The organism is Zobellella sp. DQSA1 (assembly GCF_041950555.1).
GTDB lineage: Bacteria > Pseudomonadota > Gammaproteobacteria > Enterobacterales > Aeromonadaceae > Oceanimonas.
Genome location: NZ_CP169531.1, coordinates 3360606 through 3378850 on the forward strand (window position 1 = coordinate 3360606; position 18245 = coordinate 3378850).

The 18245-nt window shown below is 59.8% G+C and carries 20 protein-coding genes; 11 read left to right on the plus strand and 9 right to left on the minus strand.

Annotation, left to right across the window (positions count from 1 at the left end; genetic code table 11):
- Positions 1 to 9: 9 nt before the first annotated feature.
- The 4 genes from ACEVBK_RS16090 to ACEVBK_RS16105 form a co-directional block, all read right to left on the minus strand.
- The gene (locus ACEVBK_RS16090) at positions 10 to 912 is read right to left on the minus strand and encodes a carbohydrate ABC transporter permease (protein WP_375055912.1); all 903 of its coding nucleotides are present in this window, start codon (positions 910 to 912) and stop codon (positions 10 to 12) included.
- The gene (locus ACEVBK_RS16095) at positions 909 to 2033 is read right to left on the minus strand and encodes a carbohydrate ABC transporter permease (protein WP_375055913.1); all 1125 of its coding nucleotides are present in this window, start codon (positions 2031 to 2033) and stop codon (positions 909 to 911) included. Before ACEVBK_RS16095 ends, ACEVBK_RS16090 begins: the two co-directional genes overlap by 4 nt.
- A gap of 52 nt (positions 2034 to 2085) precedes the next feature.
- Positions 2086 to 3342, minus strand: coding sequence for an ABC transporter substrate-binding protein (locus tag ACEVBK_RS16100; protein ID WP_375055914.1), 1257 nt, complete (start codon positions 3340 to 3342; stop codon positions 2086 to 2088).
- Positions 3343 to 3619: 277 nt separating this feature from the next.
- Positions 3620 to 5002 (minus strand): MATE family efflux transporter, encoded by a 1383-nt coding sequence (locus ACEVBK_RS16105; protein WP_375055915.1) that lies wholly within the window; start codon positions 5000 to 5002, stop codon positions 3620 to 3622.
- Between the two features lie 189 nt (positions 5003 to 5191).
- Between ACEVBK_RS16105 and ACEVBK_RS16110 the strand changes: the two genes are divergently transcribed.
- Together ACEVBK_RS16110 and fabG are read left to right on the plus strand one after the other, a co-directional pair.
- The gene (locus ACEVBK_RS16110) at positions 5192 to 6067 is read left to right on the plus strand and encodes an AraC family transcriptional regulator (protein WP_375055916.1); all 876 of its coding nucleotides are present in this window, start codon (positions 5192 to 5194) and stop codon (positions 6065 to 6067) included.
- 209 nt (positions 6068 to 6276) lie between these two features.
- Positions 6277 to 7029 carry a 3-oxoacyl-ACP reductase FabG gene (fabG, locus tag ACEVBK_RS16115; protein WP_375055917.1) on the plus strand — a complete coding sequence of 251 codons (753 nt, stop codon included), beginning with the start codon at positions 6277 to 6279 and terminating at the stop codon, positions 7027 to 7029.
- Between the two features lie 26 nt (positions 7030 to 7055).
- Here the strand turns inward: fabG and ACEVBK_RS16120 are convergent, their stop codons facing one another.
- The 5 genes from ACEVBK_RS16120 to ACEVBK_RS16140 are packed head-to-tail and all read right to left on the minus strand — an operon-like array spanning position 7056 to position 11136.
- Entirely contained in the window at positions 7056 to 8534 is a 1479-nt protein-coding gene (locus tag ACEVBK_RS16120; RefSeq protein ID WP_375055918.1) for a PhnE/PtxC family ABC transporter permease, read from the minus strand.
- Complete coding sequence (locus ACEVBK_RS16125; RefSeq protein WP_375055919.1) at positions 8534 to 9205, minus strand: ATP-binding cassette domain-containing protein; 672 nt, start codon at positions 9203 to 9205, stop codon at positions 8534 to 8536. The genes ACEVBK_RS16120 and ACEVBK_RS16125 overlap by 1 nt, the downstream gene beginning before the upstream one ends.
- Positions 9205 to 10083 carry a putative selenate ABC transporter substrate-binding protein gene (locus tag ACEVBK_RS16130; RefSeq protein WP_375055920.1) on the minus strand — a complete coding sequence of 293 codons (879 nt, stop codon included), beginning with the start codon at positions 10081 to 10083 and terminating at the stop codon, positions 9205 to 9207. Before ACEVBK_RS16130 ends, ACEVBK_RS16125 begins: the two co-directional genes overlap by 1 nt.
- Before the next feature lie 56 nt (positions 10084 to 10139).
- The gene (locus ACEVBK_RS16135) at positions 10140 to 10469 is read right to left on the minus strand and encodes a branched-chain amino acid transporter permease (RefSeq protein WP_375055921.1); all 330 of its coding nucleotides are present in this window, start codon (positions 10467 to 10469) and stop codon (positions 10140 to 10142) included.
- The gene (locus tag ACEVBK_RS16140; protein ID WP_375055922.1) at positions 10462 to 11136 is read right to left on the minus strand and encodes an AzlC family ABC transporter permease; all 675 of its coding nucleotides are present in this window, start codon (positions 11134 to 11136) and stop codon (positions 10462 to 10464) included. The genes ACEVBK_RS16135 and ACEVBK_RS16140 overlap by 8 nt, the downstream gene beginning before the upstream one ends.
- A 187-nt stretch (positions 11137 to 11323) precedes the next feature.
- Here ACEVBK_RS16140 and ACEVBK_RS16145 point away from each other — a divergent pair, with 187 nt between their 5' ends.
- The 9 genes from ACEVBK_RS16145 (at position 11324) to hcaC (ending at position 18240) form a co-directional block, all read left to right on the plus strand.
- Complete coding sequence (locus ACEVBK_RS16145; RefSeq protein ID WP_375055923.1) at positions 11324 to 11458, plus strand: hypothetical protein; 135 nt, start codon at positions 11324 to 11326, stop codon at positions 11456 to 11458.
- Positions 11459 to 11603: 145 nt separating this feature from the next.
- A complete protein-coding gene (locus tag ACEVBK_RS16150; RefSeq protein WP_375058591.1) occupies positions 11604 to 11879 on the plus strand; it encodes a hypothetical protein in 276 nt (91 codons plus the stop codon).
- 199 nt (positions 11880 to 12078) lie between these two features.
- Complete coding sequence (locus ACEVBK_RS16155; protein ID WP_375055924.1) at positions 12079 to 12963, plus strand: LysR family transcriptional regulator; 885 nt, start codon at positions 12079 to 12081, stop codon at positions 12961 to 12963.
- Positions 12964 to 13359: 396 nt separating this feature from the next.
- Positions 13360 to 14343, plus strand: a complete 984-nt coding sequence (locus ACEVBK_RS16160; protein ID WP_375055925.1) for a DUF1852 domain-containing protein — start codon at positions 13360 to 13362, stop codon at positions 14341 to 14343.
- A gap of 28 nt (positions 14344 to 14371) precedes the next feature.
- Positions 14372 to 15400 (plus strand): methionine synthase, encoded by a 1029-nt coding sequence (locus ACEVBK_RS16165; RefSeq protein ID WP_375055926.1) that lies wholly within the window; start codon positions 14372 to 14374, stop codon positions 15398 to 15400.
- Between the two features lie 52 nt (positions 15401 to 15452).
- Positions 15453 to 15686 (plus strand): transposase, encoded by a 234-nt coding sequence (locus ACEVBK_RS16170; protein ID WP_375058592.1) that lies wholly within the window; start codon positions 15453 to 15455, stop codon positions 15684 to 15686.
- A gap of 339 nt (positions 15687 to 16025) precedes the next feature.
- Positions 16026 to 17390, plus strand: a complete 1365-nt coding sequence (gene hcaE, locus ACEVBK_RS16175; protein ID WP_375055927.1) for a 3-phenylpropionate/cinnamic acid dioxygenase subunit alpha — start codon at positions 16026 to 16028, stop codon at positions 17388 to 17390.
- Positions 17390 to 17917, plus strand: coding sequence for a 3-phenylpropionate/cinnamic acid dioxygenase subunit beta (gene hcaF, locus ACEVBK_RS16180; protein ID WP_375055928.1), 528 nt, complete (start codon positions 17390 to 17392; stop codon positions 17915 to 17917). The genes hcaE and hcaF overlap by 1 nt, the downstream gene beginning before the upstream one ends.
- Complete coding sequence (gene hcaC, locus ACEVBK_RS16185; protein WP_106730537.1) at positions 17917 to 18240, plus strand: 3-phenylpropionate/cinnamic acid dioxygenase ferredoxin subunit; 324 nt, start codon at positions 17917 to 17919, stop codon at positions 18238 to 18240. The genes hcaF and hcaC overlap by 1 nt, the downstream gene beginning before the upstream one ends.
- The last annotated feature ends 5 nt before the right edge of the window (positions 18241 to 18245 follow it).

Consider the following 18245-nt stretch of genomic DNA (forward strand, 5'->3'; position numbering starts at 1 on the left):
CGATTCTCCTTATCCTTTAACGCCGGCGCTGGCCATGCTGCGGACGAACCGCTTCTGGAACGCCAGGAACACAATCAATACCGGGACCGTTACCATGCTGGCATAGGCCATGATTTCGCCCCACTCGGTGGTGGTGCCGAAGAACTGCTGGATACCCGGCTGCAGCGGCCGGGCGGCCTCGCCCTGCACCACCATGATGGGCCAGAGGTACTGGTTCCACATGTGCAGGAACTGCAGTATGGCCACGGTGGCGAACACCGGCCAGGACATGGGCACTATCACCTTCCAGTAAATCTGCCAGGGGCTGGCGCCGTCGATGGCCGCCGCCTCGTCGAAGTCTTTCGGAATGTCCCGGAAGAACTGGTAGAACAGGAAGATGGAGAAGGCGTTGGCCACCATCGGCAGTATCTGCACCTGCAGGCTGTTGAGCCAGGAGCCGTGCAGCACGAACTGGCCGTTTTCCCAGCCGACCCAGGGCAGGTGCGCCACCAGCATCAGCAGCGGCACCGAGATGGCCTCGAAGGGGATGATCAGCAACGCTATCACCAGGGTCAGCATCAGCTGCTGCCCCTTCCAGCGCAGCCGGCTCAGGGCGAAGGCGGCCAGGCTGTTGACCAGCAGGCCCAGCACCACTGTGGTGCCGGTGATGATCACCGAGTTGAGGAACATGGTCTCGATGGCGCTCTTGCGGAACACCGCCCGGTAATTGTCGAGGGAGACCTCCCCCACCGGCAGCAGGGCGCGGATCGAGTAGAGATCGGCGAAGATCTGCTGCTGGGGCTTGAACGAGGAGATCACCATGAACAGCAGCGGGAACAGGAACACGTAGGCCAGCAGCACCAGCACGGCGTAGGTCAGGATCCGCTTGTAGATGAAGTTGGGATCGACCATGGAGGACGAAGAGGCGCTCATGCTTGTTTCTCCCGCTTGTCGAAATAGTATTTCTGGCCCAGGGCGATGGCCAGGATCACCAGGAAGTAGATCACGCTGATGGTGGCGCCGTAGCCGATGTCCTGCTCGCGGAATCCCTTGCGCACCGCATGGTACATCACGGTGCTGGTGGAGTCGGCGGGCCCGCCGGCGGTCATCACGTCCACCTGGGTGAACAGGCCGAAGGCGGCGATGGTGGTGGAGATCACCACGAAGATGGTGGTGTTGCGCAGCCCCGGCAGGGTGATGTGCCAGAACTTCTGCCAGCCGTTGGCGCCGTCGAGGGAGGCCGCCTCGTACAGATCCTCGGGGATGTTCTGCAGGCCGGCGAGGAAGATCAGCATCTGGTATCCCGCCCCCTGCCAGGCCGACATGACGACGATGGCCGGCATCGACCAGGCCGGGCTGCCCAGCCAGTCGATGTCCCCGATCAGGCCGAAGGACAGGGTCTTCAGGAATTCGTTAATCAGGCCGGTGTCCTTGTGGTAGAGGAAGGTCCAGACGATGGACACCACCACCATGGAGGTCACCACGGGCGCGAAATAGGCGGTGCGGAAAAAATTGGTGCCCCTCAACCCCAGGTTGACCAATAGCGCCAGCAGCAGGGCGGCGCCGCACTGCAGGGGGATCACCATGAAGGCGAACTTCAGGGTGTTGCCGAAGGACTTGATGAACAGCGGATCCTTGGCCAGCAGCACCAGCCGCGACTCGGCCAGGGTGAAGCTGGCCAGTTCACTGTAGTCCCGGTAGTCCGGGTTGGCGCGGAGCAGGGTGCGCAGCCGCTCGAACTCGGGCGCGCCGTCGGCGGCCCGCAGGATAGCGCCCGCCTCGTCGCGTTGGGCGTCCTGGGTCAGCCAGGTCACCGCCAGCAGCCGGTCGTAGTTGCGCAGGCCCACCATCTCGGTGGCGTTGGGCGACAGCAGCCGCTGGTTGGTGAACGACAGCACTATCGCCATCACGAAGGGCACCAGGATGAAGAGCGCCAGCCCGAAGAAGGCGGGGCTGCCCAGCAGCCAGCCGTAGAAGCGCTGCCGCCGGGCCAGGGTGTCCTTGGGGCGGGCGGCCGTCACCGCCGGCTGCCGCAGGGTTTGGGTGGGCATCATGTCGTGTCCTGTGTACTGGAGCCGGGGCCCGCGCCGGGCGGGCCCATGGGGGTTACTGGAAGCCGTAACCGTTGTTGTCGCGGATGTTGCGCTCTATCACCGTTACCGCCGCGTCCAGGGAATCCAGCACGTCCCGTCCGTCGAGGATGTCGTTGACCGCCTTCTCGAAGCTGCTGCTGATCACCGGGTAGGCCGGGGTCTCGGGCCGGATGCGGGCGAAGCGCTCGGAGTAGTCGTAGAACATGCGCCGGCTGCCCCCTTCCCGGTAGTGCTCGGTCAGGGCCGCCGCCGCCGCCGAGGTGGGGATAAGGCTGGTGGCGTCGGCCATGGCGGCGATTTCCTCCGGCTGCAGCAGGAAGCTAACGAAGCGGGCGGCGCCTTCCTGGTGCGGACAGCTGCTGCTGATGCCCCAGTGCCAGGAGCCGCTGCCAACCACCGGGCCCTGGCCCAGATCCAGGGTCGGCATCACCACCAAATCGTCCCCCAGCAGTTCACTGTATTCGCCCACCGCCCAGGAGCCGTTGTAGTGGATGGCCACCCGGCCGCGCAGGAAGCCCTTGTCGTCGGCGGCGCGGCGGTCGATATAGCCCTGGGTCACCAGGGCTCTCATCCACTCGCCCCAGGCCTCGGCGGCCTCGCCGTTAAGCTCGCCCTCGGACGCCAGGTAGTTGGCGCGGTCGATCTGGTCGCCACCGAAGCTCTGCAGGAAGGGGGCGAAGCCGTAGGAGGCCCATTCACCGCTCCAGCTGGTGTTGATATCGAAGGGGTAGAAGAAGTCTCCCGAAGCCTTGAGCCTGGCCAGGATCTGGTCGAACTCCTCGCGGCTGTAGGGCGCCTCCAGGGTCGCCTGGCGGATGCCGTGCTTGTCGAGGGTGCTCTGGCGGGTGAACAGCGACAGGGCCACGTCGTACTGGCCCACCGAATACACCTTGCCCTGGTAGCTGCCCTTGCCGGTGGGCGCGATTTGTTCCAGCAGGGACTGATCCAGTAGCCCCTCCAGGGGCGCCAGGTTACCGGCCCAGGCGAAGTTGGGCACCACCGGCTGGTCCATGTCCAGCACGCAGGGCAGGCGCCCGGCCAGGGCCGCGGCGTTGATGGTTTCGGTGTAGGCACCCTCGGGGATCAGCTCCACCACCACCCGGTAGTCGCCCTGGCTGGCGTTGAAACGGGCCACGGCCGCCTGGGAGGCGGCGATCTCATGCTCGTTGGTGTCGTGACGCCAGGCGCGGATTTCCACCGGTTGGGCCAGGGCCTGGGCGGACAGGCCGGTGATCAGGGTAGCAAGCAGGGTACGGGAAAAAGTGTGCATTGTTCATCCTTGTAACAAGGCAGCCGAGGGCTGCATCACTGACGGAAAACTTGGGCCAAGTTCGGGCTCGAGGAACAAACTAGCGCATGCTAAAACGGTTTAGCAACCAGCAAGCTCGCAAATGGATCATTTCTGTGAGCAAGGTTGCAAAATCGTTTCAGCTATCCTGTGATCCAAGCCACAAATGCATCCGGGCCACCCCCGGCGGCCGGCAACGGGCTAACCCCTTGCTAAACAAAAGGGGAGGCTTTCGCCTCCCCTCTTCTACCTCCCCTGTCTAGGCCGCGGGCTCGGCCATCGCCGTTGGCCGCTCTTCCGGCTCGGTCAGGTTCGCCAGCCAGTAGCCCTTGCGGATCCGCCAGTACACCCCCAGCGCCTTCACCACCTCCTCGCTCAGCACCATGGCGTACACCCAGACGAAGGGCAGCTCCCAGAAAAAGGCCGCCAGCCAGGTCAGCGGCAGGCCGATGATCCACATCGCCACCATGTCCATGCCCAGGCAGAAGCGGCTGTCGCCGCCGGAGCGCAAAATGCCCTGGATGGCGGTCATGTTGAACACCTTGACCCAGAAGCCCAGGCACATCACCACCATGGCCAGCTGGGTCTGGTGGGCGGTGTCGGCGTCCGGCATGTTCATCCAGCCCAGCAACAGCGGCGAAGCCGCCAGCAGTATAAGCCCCAGCAGCAGGGAGCCCAGCGGCGCTATCCACAGGAAACGGTGCGCCAGCCAGCGGGCCTCGGCAAACTGATCCCGTCCCAGGCGCTGGCCGATCATGATGCCGCAGGCGCTGACCAGGCCGAAGAAGAAGGCGTGGTACATGCCTTCTATCGGTGCCAGCAGGCTCATCACCGCCAGCGGCACCGTGCCCATACGACCGGCGATCAGGTGATAGCCGAGCGAGCCGGCCGACCACAGGGTAAAGTTGGCCACCAGCGGCCAGGTCAGGGCAATGAAATTCCCCGGCAGTCGGGTGCCGCGCAGCGCACGCCAGGTGGCACCCTCCAGCCGCAGCTCCGGCCGCTGCTGCTGCTCCCAGAGGATCCAGCCGAACTGGAACAGCCGCGCCAGCACGGTGGCGATGGCCGCCCCGGTCACGCCCAGGGCCGGTAGCCCCAGGCCGCCGTTGATCAGCCAGTAGTTGAGCGCGATGTTAAGCAGGATGGCCACCGCCGCGTACTTGAGCGGCCAGTCGGCGCGGCCGATGGAGCGCATGGCCGACTCGTAGACGATGATGCCCTGGGTGGTGAACAGGGTCAGGCCGATCAGGGTGAGATACAGGGTACCCAGCTCGACCACGTTGGGGTCACTGCTGCCCAGGCGGATCAGCGGCGCGGACCAGCCCAGCAGCCAGAGGGTGAAGGGCAGCATCACCAGGGTGCCGAGCAACAGCGAGAAGGCCAGGGTCTGGCGTACCTTGTCGCGCCGGCCGGCGCCGAAATACTGGGCCACCATGATGGAGCAGCCGGTGCCGATGGCCGCCATCACCAGGATCAGCACGAAGTTGAGCTTGGCCGACAGTCCCACCGCCGCCACCGCCTCGTTGCCGAGGTGGCTGACCATCAGCACGTCGGCCATGCCCAGCGCCGCCACCAGCGCCGACTGCACCGCCACCGGCAGCGCCAGGTTCATCACCTGCCGCCAGAATTGTCGATATCCCATAATGCCCCCCACCGGACCGGCCCCGCCACGGCGGAAAAGGCTGCTCCCGGAATGCTCCGATAATGTGAAAAAAGATTGATAGTGAAACAAGCGGCCTGCCGCCAGGCCGACAATGGGCGGAGCGCAGGCTGGAGAAGTAGTTATTATGGGGGTATTCTAATGAGCGAATGAAAAACAGGCTATGTACATATGAATCAACAACCTGTGAATTTGAATCATAATGACTTCCAGGACCTGCTGGTACTGGGGCCCGAGTGCCGGGAGCGCTTCCTGATCACCGAGGAAGTGCCGGAGATGCAAGACTACGATCTGCACCTGGGCGGGGTGAGCCTGCTCAAAGGCCAGTACCAGGTCGGCCAGAAGGCGCCGGATCTGCACACCCTGCTGTTCACCACCGCCGGCCGGGGCCGGCTGTCGCTGCCGGGCAGGCGCCTGGCGATATCGCCCGGCAGCGTTACCCTGCTGCCGGCAGGCCGGCCCTTCCTGTTCGAACTGGACGGCGACGACTGGCAGATGGCCTGGCTGCTACTGCGCGACAGCGGCACCTGGGCCCGGCTGCGGGAGCACGACAGCGATGTGTTCCAGCACGATCAGGTCTGGGCCCTGGCCCCGCTGATGGACAGCCTCTACCATCAGAGCCGCACCCCGCGCCGGCGGCCGCTGCTGACCCTGGTGCACGAGCTGCTTACCGAGATCCTGCTGCAGCAGAGCGGCTTCAGCCGGCTGGAGATGGCGGTGCGTCAGCTGTTCGCCCGGCTGGAGGCCCAGTTGCACCAGAAATGGAGCCAGGCCTCCCTGGCGGAAGAGGTGCACTGCTCGGTGCCCCACCTCAACCGCGTCTGCCGCAAGCTTTACGGCCAGAGCCCGATGAACCGGCTGGCCCGGCTCCGGCTGCAGCGGGCGCGGGAGCTGCTCGCCCACAGCAACTGGCAGATAAGCCAGGTCGCCCAGCGGGTCGGCTACCCGGACGCCTTCAACTTCAGCCACTGGTTCCGCCACCAGACCGGATTATCACCGTCCCGTTTTCGGGAGCAGGCGAGAAGCAGCCGGCCGTCAAAGGGATAGCCATGACCCGACACACAGGTTGCTGCGTAGCAGCCCCATATTGCACCGCAAAATGAAAAATCGATAGCAATACTAAATATATATAACATACCGGTATATATAGATTAAATCTGAAACAAAACACAATGCAGTGCAAAAAATAAGCTAAAATGGATTTTATGGTCCGACCACGGTGCAAGACCATCAACCCATAATAAAGGAAAACGACCATGAACCAGCCTAACGATGAGATGAACGGCAAGATCTGCGTGGTGACCGGCGCCGCCCGGGGCCTGGGCCGAGCCATCAGCGAAACCCTGGCCCGGGCCGGCGCCGTCAAGGTGTATGCCTGCGATATCAACATGGCCCCGGCCCAGGGCTGGATGGAAGACTACCCCAATGTAACCGGCGCCACCCTGGACGTGTGCGATCCAGCTGCCCTGAGCACACTGAGTGGCCGCATCCTGGCCGAGCACGGCCGGGTGGACGTGCTGGTGAACAACGCCGGCATCACCCGCGACGCCCTGCTCGACAAGATGACGGTGTCCGACTGGGACCTGGTGCTTAACGTCAACCTCAAGGGCATCTTCATGATGACCCAGGCCATGTTGCCGCTGATGAAGGTGCAGATGAAGGGCAGCATCGTCAGCATTTCCTCCATCGTCGGCACCGACGGCAATATCGGCCAGAGCAACTATGGCGCCAGCAAGGGCGGCCTTATTGCCATGACCAAGGGCTGGGCCAAGGAATTCGCCCGCGGCGGCGCCCAGATCCGCGCCAACTGCATCGCCCCCGGCTTTATCAACACCGAGATGACCCAGGCGGTGCCGGAAAAGGTGCTGGACAAAATGCGCGCCCGTATCCCCCTGGGCGAGCTGGGCGAGCCCCGGGATATCGCCGAGGGCGTGCTCTTCCTGGCGAGCGAGCGCTCACGTTACATCACCGGCCAGGTGCTGAAAATCGACGGCGGCCTGGTACTTTAATCCCCGCTCCGGCCGCTGAGCCCACATCACAACACCTCCGCCCGGCTGCTCAGGTGCAGCCGGTGACGCAGGCGCCGGGCCAGGGCGTCCACCAGGATATTGAGCCCGGCGCACACCAGCAGCAGCACCATGGCCCGGTCGAAGCGGAACTCGCTGAACGCCGAATCGATAAAAAAACCCAGGGTGGGAATGCCCAGCATGCCCAGTATCGCCGTTTCCCGGATCAGGTTCTCGAACCGGTACAGGCTGTAGGCCATAAAGGCCCGGTACAGCCGGGGCAGCACCTCGAAGCAATACAGGTTCGCTCCCCGGGGGGCGTCTTCCCGCAGCACCAGGCTGTTGAGATGATGCCCCAGCAGGTGGGCGATGATAGCGCCGTTGTGCAGGCCGAGCGCCAGCATGGCCGGCAGCATGCCGGGGCCGAGCAGCAGCATGCCGATAAAGGCCAGCAGATATTCGGGCAGGGAGCGCATCAGCACCAGCCACCAGTGACTGATGGTGCGGCTGGCCGGGTTGCCGAAGCGGCGCGAGATGGCCGGAAACCAGGCCAGCGCCAGCAGGGCGGTGACCACCAGCGCTAGCAGGGCCAGCACCAGGGTATTGAACAGCCCCGGCGCCATCTGCCCCCGCCACAGCGCCCCCAGCCAGGGCCAGAGCCCGGCCCAGTCGCCCACCCGCAGCGGGGCAGGCACTATGTCTTGGGTGAAAAAGCGCGCCATCAGCGCCCAGTCCAGGCCGGCCAGGGGCGGCAGCCAGAGCAACGCCGCCAGCAGGTAGAACGGCACCAGCCGGGGCCTGAGCCACCACTTGATGGTGGCGATGACCAGCACCAGAGCGTAGAAGAAGCTCGCCGCCTCGCTGTAGTAGCCCTGGCGCAGCAGGGATTCCAGGTGGTAACCCAGGGTCGGCAGGCCGATAAAGCCCAGCACCGCCGAGCTGCGGATGCCGCACTCCAGCCGGTAGCCGGTGTAGGTGGTCATCTGCCGCCAACACAAGGGCAACTGGATGAACAGCAGCCGGGACAGGCCGCCGACGCCCGGTGTGAGCGCCTGCTCCGGCGCCGGATCCGCCTCTTCGAACAGCTCGCCGTAGATCTTGGCGAAGGTGCCGGCGTAGGGCAAGGCGATGGCCAGCACCCCGGCCGGTGCCGTGAGCCCCAGCAACTGGATAAACAGCAACGCCCAGAACAGCTCGTGCACCGCCCTGAGCGCCGCCGCCAGCCGGCGGATCCCGGCATGGCGGTAGCCCGCCGCCAGCCCCAGCCCCAGCACGGCCCCCAGGGACACCCCCTGCAGGGCGAAGGCCAGGGTATTGGCGAGGGCGGCAAACAGGGTATGGGCCTCGGGCGGGGCTGGCAGCAGCAGGCCGGCGCCGAGGCGGGAAAGCTCGTGCCAGGGATCCGGGGCGGTAACGGACAGATCGGCCCAAGGCAGACACAACAGCGCCAGCAGCAGAAACAGCAGGCTGCTGTGCACCATGGCCCGGGCCGGTTGCGGCTGAACCATCAGGCGCTCCGGTACAGGGTACGCAACTGGTCCGGGGTCAGCGCCTGGCTGGCTGCGTCCAGCACCACCCGCCCCTGACGCAGGCCGACGATGCGGGTGCAGTGAGTGAGTGCCTGCTCCACGTTGTGCAGCGCCAGCACCACGGTGCGGTGGCGGGCACAGACCAGCCGCAGCAGTTCGTCGGCCTGGCGCTCGTCCAGCGCCGACACCGGCTCGTCGCCGATAAAGATGGGCTTTTGCTGGTACAGGGCCCGACCCAGGCCGATCCGGCCCTGCTGGCCACCGGAAAGCCGCTCGGCGGCGGTCCACAGCTGGCCTGCCAGTCCCAGTTGGCTGGCCAACTCGGTGATCTCGGCCCGGGGCCGGGCCAGGGGCCGCACCAGATTGGCCAGGTTGTACCAGAAGGGATGGCGCTCGAGCCGCCCCATGTAGATGTTATGGAAGGCCGACAGCATGGGCACCAGCCCCGGCTGCTGCGGGCACCAGGCCACCTCCAGGGGGCGCAACTCGCGCAGCCGGCGCAGCAGGGTACTCTTGCCGGTGCCCGACTCGCCCAGCAGGGCAATTTTGTCCCCTTCCCTCACCTCCAGCGACAGCTCGCGCAGCACCGGCGTACCCGCGTAGCCCAGGGTGTCCTGGTGGAAACGGAACAGGCTGGCGCCCTTTTCCATTACTGCTCGGGATCCATGATACCGATGGCCACGGCGGTGTCGCGGATGGGGGCGTAGTCGTCGTTGCTCGCCGCGATAAAGCCGGAGCGGGGAAAGGCCGCCAGCAGCTCGGGAGCGGTCATCTCCAGCAGCGCCTGTTGCACCTTTTGCTTGAAACCGGCGCCAAAGCGCGCGTCCACGTCGCCACGGATGCTCCACTGGTAGTCGGGATAGGCGGGGGTGGCCCAAATCACCCCGACCTTGCTCTCATCGATATTGCCCTTGGCCTTTTCCGCGTCCCACACCGCGTAGTTCACCGCACCCAGTTCGAAGGCGCCGGACTGCACCAGGCTGATGGTGCGGTTGTGATCGCCGGAAAAGCCGACCCGGGAGAACAGCTGCTCCGGTGCCTGGCCGAAATGCTGGCGCAGGTAGAACTCGGGCATCAGCCGGCCGGAGGTGGAGCCCTTGTCGCCGAAGGTGAAGCGCTTGCCGGCAAGCCCGGCGGGTAACTGCTTACTCTCGCTCAAACCGGTACTGGCGTGGGCGATGATATAGCTGACGAACTCGGTGTCTTCCACCCCCTGGGCGATGGCCTCGCTGCCGGGCACCAGCGCGCGGGCCTGCACCCCGGTCAGACCGCCGAACCAGGCCAGCTGCACCTGATCGTTGCGAAAGGCGCTCACCGCCGCCGGGTAGCTTTTCACCGGAATGTACTGCACCTCCACTCCCAGCCGGTCGGCGAGGTAGTCGGCAATCTTGCCGAAGCGCTCGGTCAGGTGGCGTTCGTCCTGATCGGGAATGGCGGTAAAGACGAAGGGTGCAGCCTGGGCCAGGGTGCCCAGGCACAGGGTCATCAGGCCCAACAGACGGGCGCGCAAAGCAGGGGTCATCTTCATGGTCGACGGGTCCGGAAAAATGCGGGAGCCGGATTATAGCCGAAAGCCGGCTGGGATCAGAGCCCCAGCCAGCCGTTCATCAGCGCCATGTACAGCAGGGTGCCGGCGAGGATACTAAGCAGCGCCTGTCGGCGCCACAGCTGCAACGCCGCCACCACCGCCACCGCAAGCAGCTGATGGGTGCCGTCGGTGGGCTGACTCCACTGGTGCACGCCCATGGCGTAGAGGGTGAGCAGCACCATCATGGCGACCGGCAGCCGCCGCCCCAGCACCTGAATGCGCCTGTGGTGGGCGATAAAACCCCGCGCCACGAAGGGAAAGGCGCGCAAGCCGAAGGTGACCGCTCCCATGATCAGCGCGGCCAGCAGGTAGTCGAGTTCAGACATGGGCCGCCTCCCGCTTCGACTCTGGCCAGGCCAGCAATACCAGCACCAGCATCAGCGAGGCCGCCAGCAGGAAGTACTGGCCGACCCAGATGCCGGCCACGGCCGCGGCCACCAGCCCCAGGGCCACCGCGCCCCAGTCCTTTTTGGCGCGGATCTGCTCCACCGCCAGCACGGTGAACAGGGCGGTGAGGGCGAAATCCAGCCCCTGCAGGCCGGGAGGCAGGCCCCGCGCCAGCAGTATGCCCGCCAGGGTGCCCAGCACCCAGTAGCCCTGGTTGAACAGCACCACCAGCAGGGCGGTCTTGCTGTCTTTCACCTGGCCGGAGGCGCTGAGCAGGGAATAGGTTTCGTCGGTGATGCCGAAGATAAAATACTGGCGGCCGAGGGCACCCTTCGGCAACAGGTGATAGAGCGACAGCCCGTAGAACAGATGGCGGAAGTTCACCAGCAGCGCCGCCACCGCCAGATCGATCCAGCCGATGCCCGCCGCCAGCATGCCCACCGCCAGGTATTGCAGGGCGCCCGCATAGACCAGCACGCTCATCAGCGGCGCCCAATACCAGCTCAGGCCCGCATCCACCCACAGCACCCCGAACACCGCGCCCAGGGGCAGGTAGCCCATCATTACCGGCAGGGTGAGCGGCACCACGCCGCGCCACGTATTCATGAGTTTGCCCCGATACCTTATAAAACATTAGAAACTAAGGGATTATCCGCAGCTTGGCAAGGCATTGACCGGCTTTGACAGCCGCTTTATCGGCAGGCGCCAAACGGCACATTTTCTAGACGAACGGGCTTTCATTTAGCGCAACAACTTTGTAACCTTCTAGTCTGACCTGTATGGAGACAAGGTGATGCTGAATCCCTTGCGCTGGTGGCAGGCCGCCTTTCGCCCGAACCACCCCACGACCGACAGCCAGGAGCGGCTAACGGATACCCTGCTGTTTTTTCCTTTATCGCCTTTATGGTCGGCGGCTACCGCCTGTTGAAGTGGGCCGGCCACGGCACCCTGACCCTGACCACCAGCCGCCGGATGGCCGCCTACGAGGCGGACTTACAGGGCATTAGCCGATTGCTGGAAAGCCAGTCCAAAGGACTGGCTTTCCAGCATAGTACGGGAGGGGTGAAGAGGCTATCCGGCAGTGGTACTGCCATCAGCATCATGGCCGCCGGAGACGCGGCTTTCACTACAGTGACGGCGCCATCGAAACCGCCCTCGTGCTCAAGGCCTTCTTCGGCCTGCCACTGCGGTCGCTGGCAGAAACGGCGATGTCCCGTTACAAACAGCTGGTGAGCCCCAAGCTCAGCCTGCGTAAATACAACGGTCGGGTCGGCGAAATCCTGTCCGGCGTGAAGGTCATGAACAAAATCACAGGACTCGGTATGCCCATTCGTCAGCCGGTCAGTTAAGGGCGTCAAGCGCAGTAGGGGCAGGCTGTGCGGCTCTGATTTGATCAACAACGTCAATTAGCTTGCATCATCGACACATCTAGATGGCCAGACATCTCGGCGCACATTGGCGACATTTTAACAATGAAAATAATGATATATTTCCAATAAATCATGAATTATATTCATAATATTGAGTGCTAAAGACCGGAGTTAAGTTATGCTGGAGCGGTTTCACCTTGAAGTACTGGCAGCAATAAAAGAGCAAGGAACGTTAACCCAGGCGGCCGAATCGTTAAATTTATCCCAGTCTGCATTGAGTCACAGCATCAAAAAATTAGAAGGCCAGATCAAAACACCTGTTTGGCAAAAAGAAGGTAGAAACTTGCGCCTTACCAATGCTGGTGAACGAATTTTGACTCTTGCCAATCGGGTATTGCCGCAATTTAAACACACTGAACATCTCTTGCATCAGATAGCGACAGGCGAAATGGGTTCACTTCGCATCGGCATGGAATGCCACCCTTGCTATCAATGGCTGTTAAAAGTGATTGAACCTTATCTTGAAAAGTGGCCAGACGTTGACATTGATGTGAAGCAGGAATTTCAGTTTGGTGGTCTGGGTGCCCTGCATAGCTACGAGATAGATATCCTCGTCACGCCTGATCCCTTGTATAAACCTAATTTGACGTTTATACCGGTATTTGACTATGAACATAGACTCGTCGTTTCGGCATCTCACCCCCTTTCCACGCAAGGCTCGATCAGGCCTGAACAGCTAAGTGAAGAAGTGTTATTTAGCTATCCGGTAGAGCCTGAGCGGCTGGACATTTACAGCCAGTTTTTAAATCCGGAGAAATGCACGGTCAAAAAACACAAGACAATCGAAACGACGGAAATAATGTTGCAAATGGTGGCGGCAGGCAGAGGCATCTGTGCATTGCCTGGCTGGTTAGTGGATGAATTCGCCAAAACAATGGCCATTAAAAGCCTCCGGTTCGGTAAAAATGGGATTAGAAAACAGATTTTTTTGGGAATACGAAAAGGCGAAGAACAGATTACTTACCTGAGTGATTTCATTGCTCAGGCTCAGCAGATCAGATGATCACGCTGCTTTTTCATTCAAACTCCCTCATCTCTTAAATCATACAGCTGCCGCCCCTGTCAGGTGTTACAACATCAGTAACGGACGGCTGTGTCCTGCTCGTTACACACGTAGCTGACCGAACGTTTACAGGCATCGCCGACGTTGCTCGAAGCAGCTGCGTCCCGTGAACCCGGCATACCGCTTACCCTTGTGGGCGTAGGTTTACCACCATTCATGAATAAATTGCATGCATTAATGAAATAAAATCACTTTTTCTCATGTGATACCCCCTGTATAACGTAGCCATGCTTAGCTCTAGACATCTGGACTTCTAGATAACAGATAATCATCAAGCCCAGAAAGAGCAGTAAACAGATTCAGATTTTAGTGCGGGAAATGGGGTGTCAGGAAATTATGAATAACGAATTTAAATTTACCATCAACAGCATTGCTTTCGATGAAAACTATCAGCCCTCTGACAGTACGCGTATTACCACCAACTTTGCTAACCTGGCCAGAGGAGAGCGGCGCCAAGAAAACTTGCGTAACGCCTTAACGATGATTGACAATCAATTTAATTCCTTGGCTAACTGGGATAATCCGAAAGCAGATCGTTATTCAGTTGAACTTGAAATCATTTCCGTTGATATGGATATTGATTACGAAGGCAATAGCCAAAGTTTTCCTACTATCGAAATATTGAAAACGAATATCGTTGATCACAAAACCAAACAACGCATTGAAGGCATTATAGGAAATAATTTTTCCTCGTACGTGCGGGATTATGACTTCAGTGTGCTGCTGTTGGAGCATAACAAGGATAAGCCAGGTTTCAGTATTCCGGAAAACTTTGGCGATCTGCACGGCAAACTCTTTAAATGTTTTGTGAATTCCGATGCCTACAAGCAGAACTTTACCAAACTGCCTGTGATATGCCTCAGTGTTTCCGATAACAAGACTTATCATCAAACTGAGAACCATCACCCCATATTGGGTGTTGAGTACCTGCCCAATGAATCATCCTTGACTGAGCAGTACTTCAAGAAGATGGGGTTGAAAGTTCGTTACTTTATGCCGCCCCATAGTGCTGCGCCTCTGGCTTTTTACTTCTTTGGTGATTTACTTAATGATTACAGTAATCTTGAACTTATAAGCACCATCAGCACGATGGAAACTTTTCAAAAGATTTACCGACCAGAGATTTATAATGCCAACGCTGCAGCGGGAAAATGCTACAAACCAGATTTGAAGAACCTGGATCACTCATTAACTCAAATTGTTTATGATCGAGAAGAACGTAGCCAGTTAGCTATTAAGCAGGGGAAATTTGCTGAGGAGCACTTCATCAAACCATACCAATCTATTCTTGAGCAATGGTCTGCCAATTACGCCTTATAATTAACGAGAATATAAAACGGTATTTATTATGAAAAAATTATTCCCCACTTCAACTGCGGGCAGTTTACCCAAACCTTCTTGGCTTGCACAACCTGAGACACTTTGGTCACCTTGGAAATTGCAAGAAGAGGAATTAATTGAAGGTAAGCACGATGCTTTACGTGTGTCGTTGCAAGAGCAGCAACAAGCAGGTATTGATATTGTCAGTGATGGCGAGCAAACGCGCCAACACTTTGTGACTACCTTTATTGAGCATCTCGGCGGAGTTGATTTTGAGAAGCGTAAAACCGTTAAAATTCGTGATCGCTATGATGCGAGCGTACCGACGGTCGTTGGTGCAGTAAGTCGCCAGAAGCCAGTTTTTGTTGAAGATGCCAAATTTTTACGTCAGCAAACCAAGCAACCCATCAAATGGGCCCTGCCAGGCCCCATGACCATGATAGATACGCTTTATGATGACCATTATAAAAGTCGCGAAAAACTGGCCTGGGAGTTTGCTAAAATACTCAATCAAGAAGCCAAAGAATTAGAGGCGGCTGGTGTTGATATTATCCAGTTTGATGAGCCTGCATTTAATGTGTTTTTTGATGAGGTAAATGATTGGGGGATTGCTGTTTTAGAAAGAGCAATTGAAGGCCTTAAATGTGAAACTGCCGTACATATTTGCTATGGTTATGGCATCAAAGCCAATACGGATTGGAAAAAGACGTTAGGTTCCGAGTGGAGACAATATGAAGAAGTTTTCCCCAAGCTGCAAACATCTAATATCGACATTATCTCATTAGAATGTCACAACTCTCGTGTTCCAATCGAGCTACTTGAACTCATTCGAGGTAAAAAGGTAATGGTAGGGGCCATTGATGTTGCAACCAATACCATTGAGACGCCAGAGGAAGTAGCCAATACCTTACGAAAAGCACTTGCGTTTGTAGATGCCGACAAGCTCTATCCTTGTACCAACTGTGGCATGGCACCCTTATCTCGTCGAGTAGCAAGAGCCAAGCTAAATGCCTTAAGCGCAGGTGCAGAGATCCTCCGAAGAGAACTCTCGGCCTAGGGCGTTGTTTCCTAAATCAGTGAACTCTCTGTCTCAGCCATGAGCTGATCAGCTGACGAACGGACTCAGGAGCAGACAGAGGGGCAAAACACGGCACCACACCTGCAACTGGCGGCAATGCAACCGAGCCTTGGTTCATCGCGGTTCACTGACCTTCTGGATTGATGAGCAGGCCATCCGACGGTGGTACTGCCATCAGCATCATGGCCGCCAAGGTCGCGGCTTTCACTATAGTGACGGCGCCACCAGATTTATGAACTCGACAAGCTGGGGCTGGCCAGCATAGTGCGGGAGGGATAAACCGACCCGCTCATCATCCGTTGTTCACGTACTCCCCCTGCCGACTCGTCATTTAATACCGGGAGCTCCGCCCAGGCGGAGATCCATAACCTATTGAACCGAATATCCCTCTGTAATGAGGATGACGAAAGCACTCCCCGTTGTCCTTGTCGGCGGCCAGCTTGATCCAGCCGTTCACCTTGCCCCCCCACCCCGACGATTAAGACGTAAAACTTATTAATCGAAATAAAATAAATATTTCACTAACTGGTTACAAAAAACCAATATCTGCACAAATTATCGACGTCCTGTTTCTTGCCGTATCGGCGGCCAAAGGAGAATCACCATGAATGGAAAATTTGATGCGGACAAAATCGATGCCCTGGTGGATGCCAAGAACGGGCGCATCACCCCGTTGATTTTCACCGATCCGGAACTCTACGAACTGGAGCTGGAACGACTCTTCGGTCGTTGCTGGCTGTTCCTGTGCCACGAGAGCCAGATCCCCAAGGCCGGCGACTTCTTCAACACCTACATGGGCGAGGATCCCGTTATCGTCACCCGGCAGAAGAACGGCAGTATCAAGGCCTTGCTCAACCAGTGCCGTCACCGCTCCATGCGGGTATGCCATGCGGACTCCGGCAACACCCGCGCCTTTACCTGCCCCTATCACGGCTGGTCCTACGGGGTGGATGGCGCCCTGAAAGACATCCCGCTGGAAGACAGGGCCTATCCCCAGGGGGCCTGCAAGGAACAATGGGGCCTGCTGGAAGTCAACCGCGTCGCCAGCTACAAGGGGCTTGTCTTCGGCTGCTGGAGCGACGCGACGCCTGCCCTCGAGGAGTACATGGGCGACATCGCCTGGTATCTGGACGGCGTGCTGGACCGCCGCGCGGGCGGCACCGAGATCATCGGTGGCGTCCATAAATGGGAAATCGAGTGCAACTGGAAGTTTGCCGCTGAGCAGTTCGCCTCCGATCAGTACCATGCCCTGTTCTCCCACGCCTCCGCCATCCAGGTGCTGGGTGCCCAGCCGGAAGACGAAGACTCCAAGAAGCTGGGCGCGGCCCAGACCGCCCGCCCGGTGTGGGAAACCGCGAAAGACGCCATTCAATATGGCCAGCGAGGCCATGGTTCCGGCTTCTTCTTCACCGAAAAACCGGATGCCAACGTCTGGGTGGACGGGGAAGTGGCCCAGTATTTCCGCGACACCTACGAGGAAGCGAAAGAACGCCTGGGTGAAGTGCGCGCCCTGCGCCTGGCCGGCCACAACACCATGTTCCCGACCCTGTCCTGGCTGAACGGCACCGCCACCCTGCGTATCTGGCACCCGCGGGGGCCGAACAAAACTGAGGTATGGGCCTTCTGCATCTGCGACAAGGACGCCCCCCAGGAAGTGAAGGAAGCCTTCGAACGCTCGGCCACCCGCGCCTTCGGCCCGGCCGGCTTCCTGGAGCAGGACGACTCCGAAAACTGGGTGGAAATCCAGAAGGTGCTACGCGGCTACAAGGCCCGCCAGAGCAAGCTAATCGTAGAAATGGGACTGGGCAACGAGAAAGTGCGCAACGACGATATCCCCGGCATCACCAACTATATCTTCTCCGAAACGGCCGCCCGCGCCATGTATCGCCGCTGGGCCGATCTGCTGATGCATGAAAAATGGGAAGACGTCGAAAAGGCAACCGAACAGTTTGAAAAGGAGCTGGTGTAATGAGTCGCTTAATCCCCGTAAGCCTCGAGCTTTACCATGAGATCTCGCAATTCATGTACCTCGAGGCCCAACGGCTCGATGACTGGAGCTTCCGCGACTGGCTGGACCTGCTGGACGAGGACATCAGCTATACCCTGCGCACCACCGTCAATGCCCAGACCCGCGACCGCCGGCGCAGCGTGCAGCCGCCGTCCACCTGGGTGTTCAACGACGACAAGCACCTGCTGGAGCGCCGCATCGCTCGCCTGGAGACCGGCATGGCCTGGGCCGAGGAGCCGCCCTCGCGCACCCGCCACCTGATCACCAATATCCGGGTGGAGCCGGCGGATAGCGCGGGAGAATACGACGTTTACAGCAATTACCTGCTGTACCGCTCGCAAAAGGAAAAAGACATCACCATCTATGTCGGCAAACGGGCGGACCGGGTGCGCAAGGCCGATACGGATCTGGGCTGGAAGATCTGCCGGCGTGAAATCACCCTGGACCAGGCCACCTATACCTCCCACAACCTGAGCGTGTTTTTCTGATGAACAAGATATTTGTGTGCAACATCGACGAACTGGAAGAAGGCGAGGCGCTAAAGGTGGACTGCGGCGTCAACGGGATCGATGCCCTGGCCGTGTTCAATTCCCAGGGCAACTTCTTCGCCATGAACGATCGCTGCAGCCATGGCAACGCCTCCATGTCCGAAGGCTACCTGGAAGACGACGGCACCGTGGAGTGCCCCCTGCATGCGGCCCGCTTCTGCCTGAAGTCCGGCAAGGCGATGTGCATGCCGGCCACGGATCCGATCCAGACCTTTCCGGTGGTGATCGAAGACGATGCCCTCTACGTAGACATGGCGGGGTAACGACC

What these genes read in the sequence shown, in the direction of transcription:
- ACEVBK_RS16090 (WP_375055912.1), bottom strand. Translation starts at nt 912, where the DNA reads ATGAGCGCCTCTTCGTCCTCCATGGTCGATCCCAACTTCATCTACAAG.
- ACEVBK_RS16095 (WP_375055913.1), bottom strand. Translation starts at nt 2,033, where the DNA reads ATGATGCCCACCCAAACCCTGCGGCAGCCGGCGGTGACGGCCGCCCGC.
- ACEVBK_RS16100 (WP_375055914.1), bottom strand. Translation starts at nt 3,342, where the DNA reads ATGCACACTTTTTCCCGTACCCTGCTTGCTACCCTGATCACCGGCCTG.
- ACEVBK_RS16105 (WP_375055915.1), bottom strand. Translation starts at nt 5,002, where the DNA reads ATGGGATATCGACAATTCTGGCGGCAGGTGATGAACCTGGCGCTGCCG.
- ACEVBK_RS16110 (WP_375055916.1), top strand. Translation starts at nt 5,192, where the DNA reads ATGAATCAACAACCTGTGAATTTGAATCATAATGACTTCCAGGACCTG.
- fabG (WP_375055917.1), top strand. Translation starts at nt 6,277, where the DNA reads ATGAACCAGCCTAACGATGAGATGAACGGCAAGATCTGCGTGGTGACC.
- ACEVBK_RS16120 (WP_375055918.1), bottom strand. Translation starts at nt 8,534, where the DNA reads ATGGTTCAGCCGCAACCGGCCCGGGCCATGGTGCACAGCAGCCTGCTG.
- ACEVBK_RS16125 (WP_375055919.1), bottom strand. Translation starts at nt 9,205, where the DNA reads ATGGAAAAGGGCGCCAGCCTGTTCCGTTTCCACCAGGACACCCTGGGC.
- ACEVBK_RS16130 (WP_375055920.1), bottom strand. Translation starts at nt 10,083, where the DNA reads ATGAAGATGACCCCTGCTTTGCGCGCCCGTCTGTTGGGCCTGATGACC.
- ACEVBK_RS16135 (WP_375055921.1), bottom strand. Translation starts at nt 10,469, where the DNA reads ATGTCTGAACTCGACTACCTGCTGGCCGCGCTGATCATGGGAGCGGTC.
- ACEVBK_RS16140 (WP_375055922.1), bottom strand. Translation starts at nt 11,136, where the DNA reads ATGAATACGTGGCGCGGCGTGGTGCCGCTCACCCTGCCGGTAATGATG.
- ACEVBK_RS16145 (WP_375055923.1), top strand. Translation starts at nt 11,324, where the DNA reads ATGCTGAATCCCTTGCGCTGGTGGCAGGCCGCCTTTCGCCCGAACCAC.
- ACEVBK_RS16155 (WP_375055924.1), top strand. Translation starts at nt 12,079, where the DNA reads ATGCTGGAGCGGTTTCACCTTGAAGTACTGGCAGCAATAAAAGAGCAA.
- ACEVBK_RS16160 (WP_375055925.1), top strand. Translation starts at nt 13,360, where the DNA reads ATGAATAACGAATTTAAATTTACCATCAACAGCATTGCTTTCGATGAA.
- ACEVBK_RS16165 (WP_375055926.1), top strand. Translation starts at nt 14,372, where the DNA reads ATGAAAAAATTATTCCCCACTTCAACTGCGGGCAGTTTACCCAAACCT.
- hcaE (WP_375055927.1), top strand. Translation starts at nt 16,026, where the DNA reads ATGAATGGAAAATTTGATGCGGACAAAATCGATGCCCTGGTGGATGCC.
- hcaF (WP_375055928.1), top strand. Translation starts at nt 17,390, where the DNA reads ATGAGTCGCTTAATCCCCGTAAGCCTCGAGCTTTACCATGAGATCTCG.
- hcaC (WP_106730537.1), top strand. Translation starts at nt 17,917, where the DNA reads ATGAACAAGATATTTGTGTGCAACATCGACGAACTGGAAGAAGGCGAG.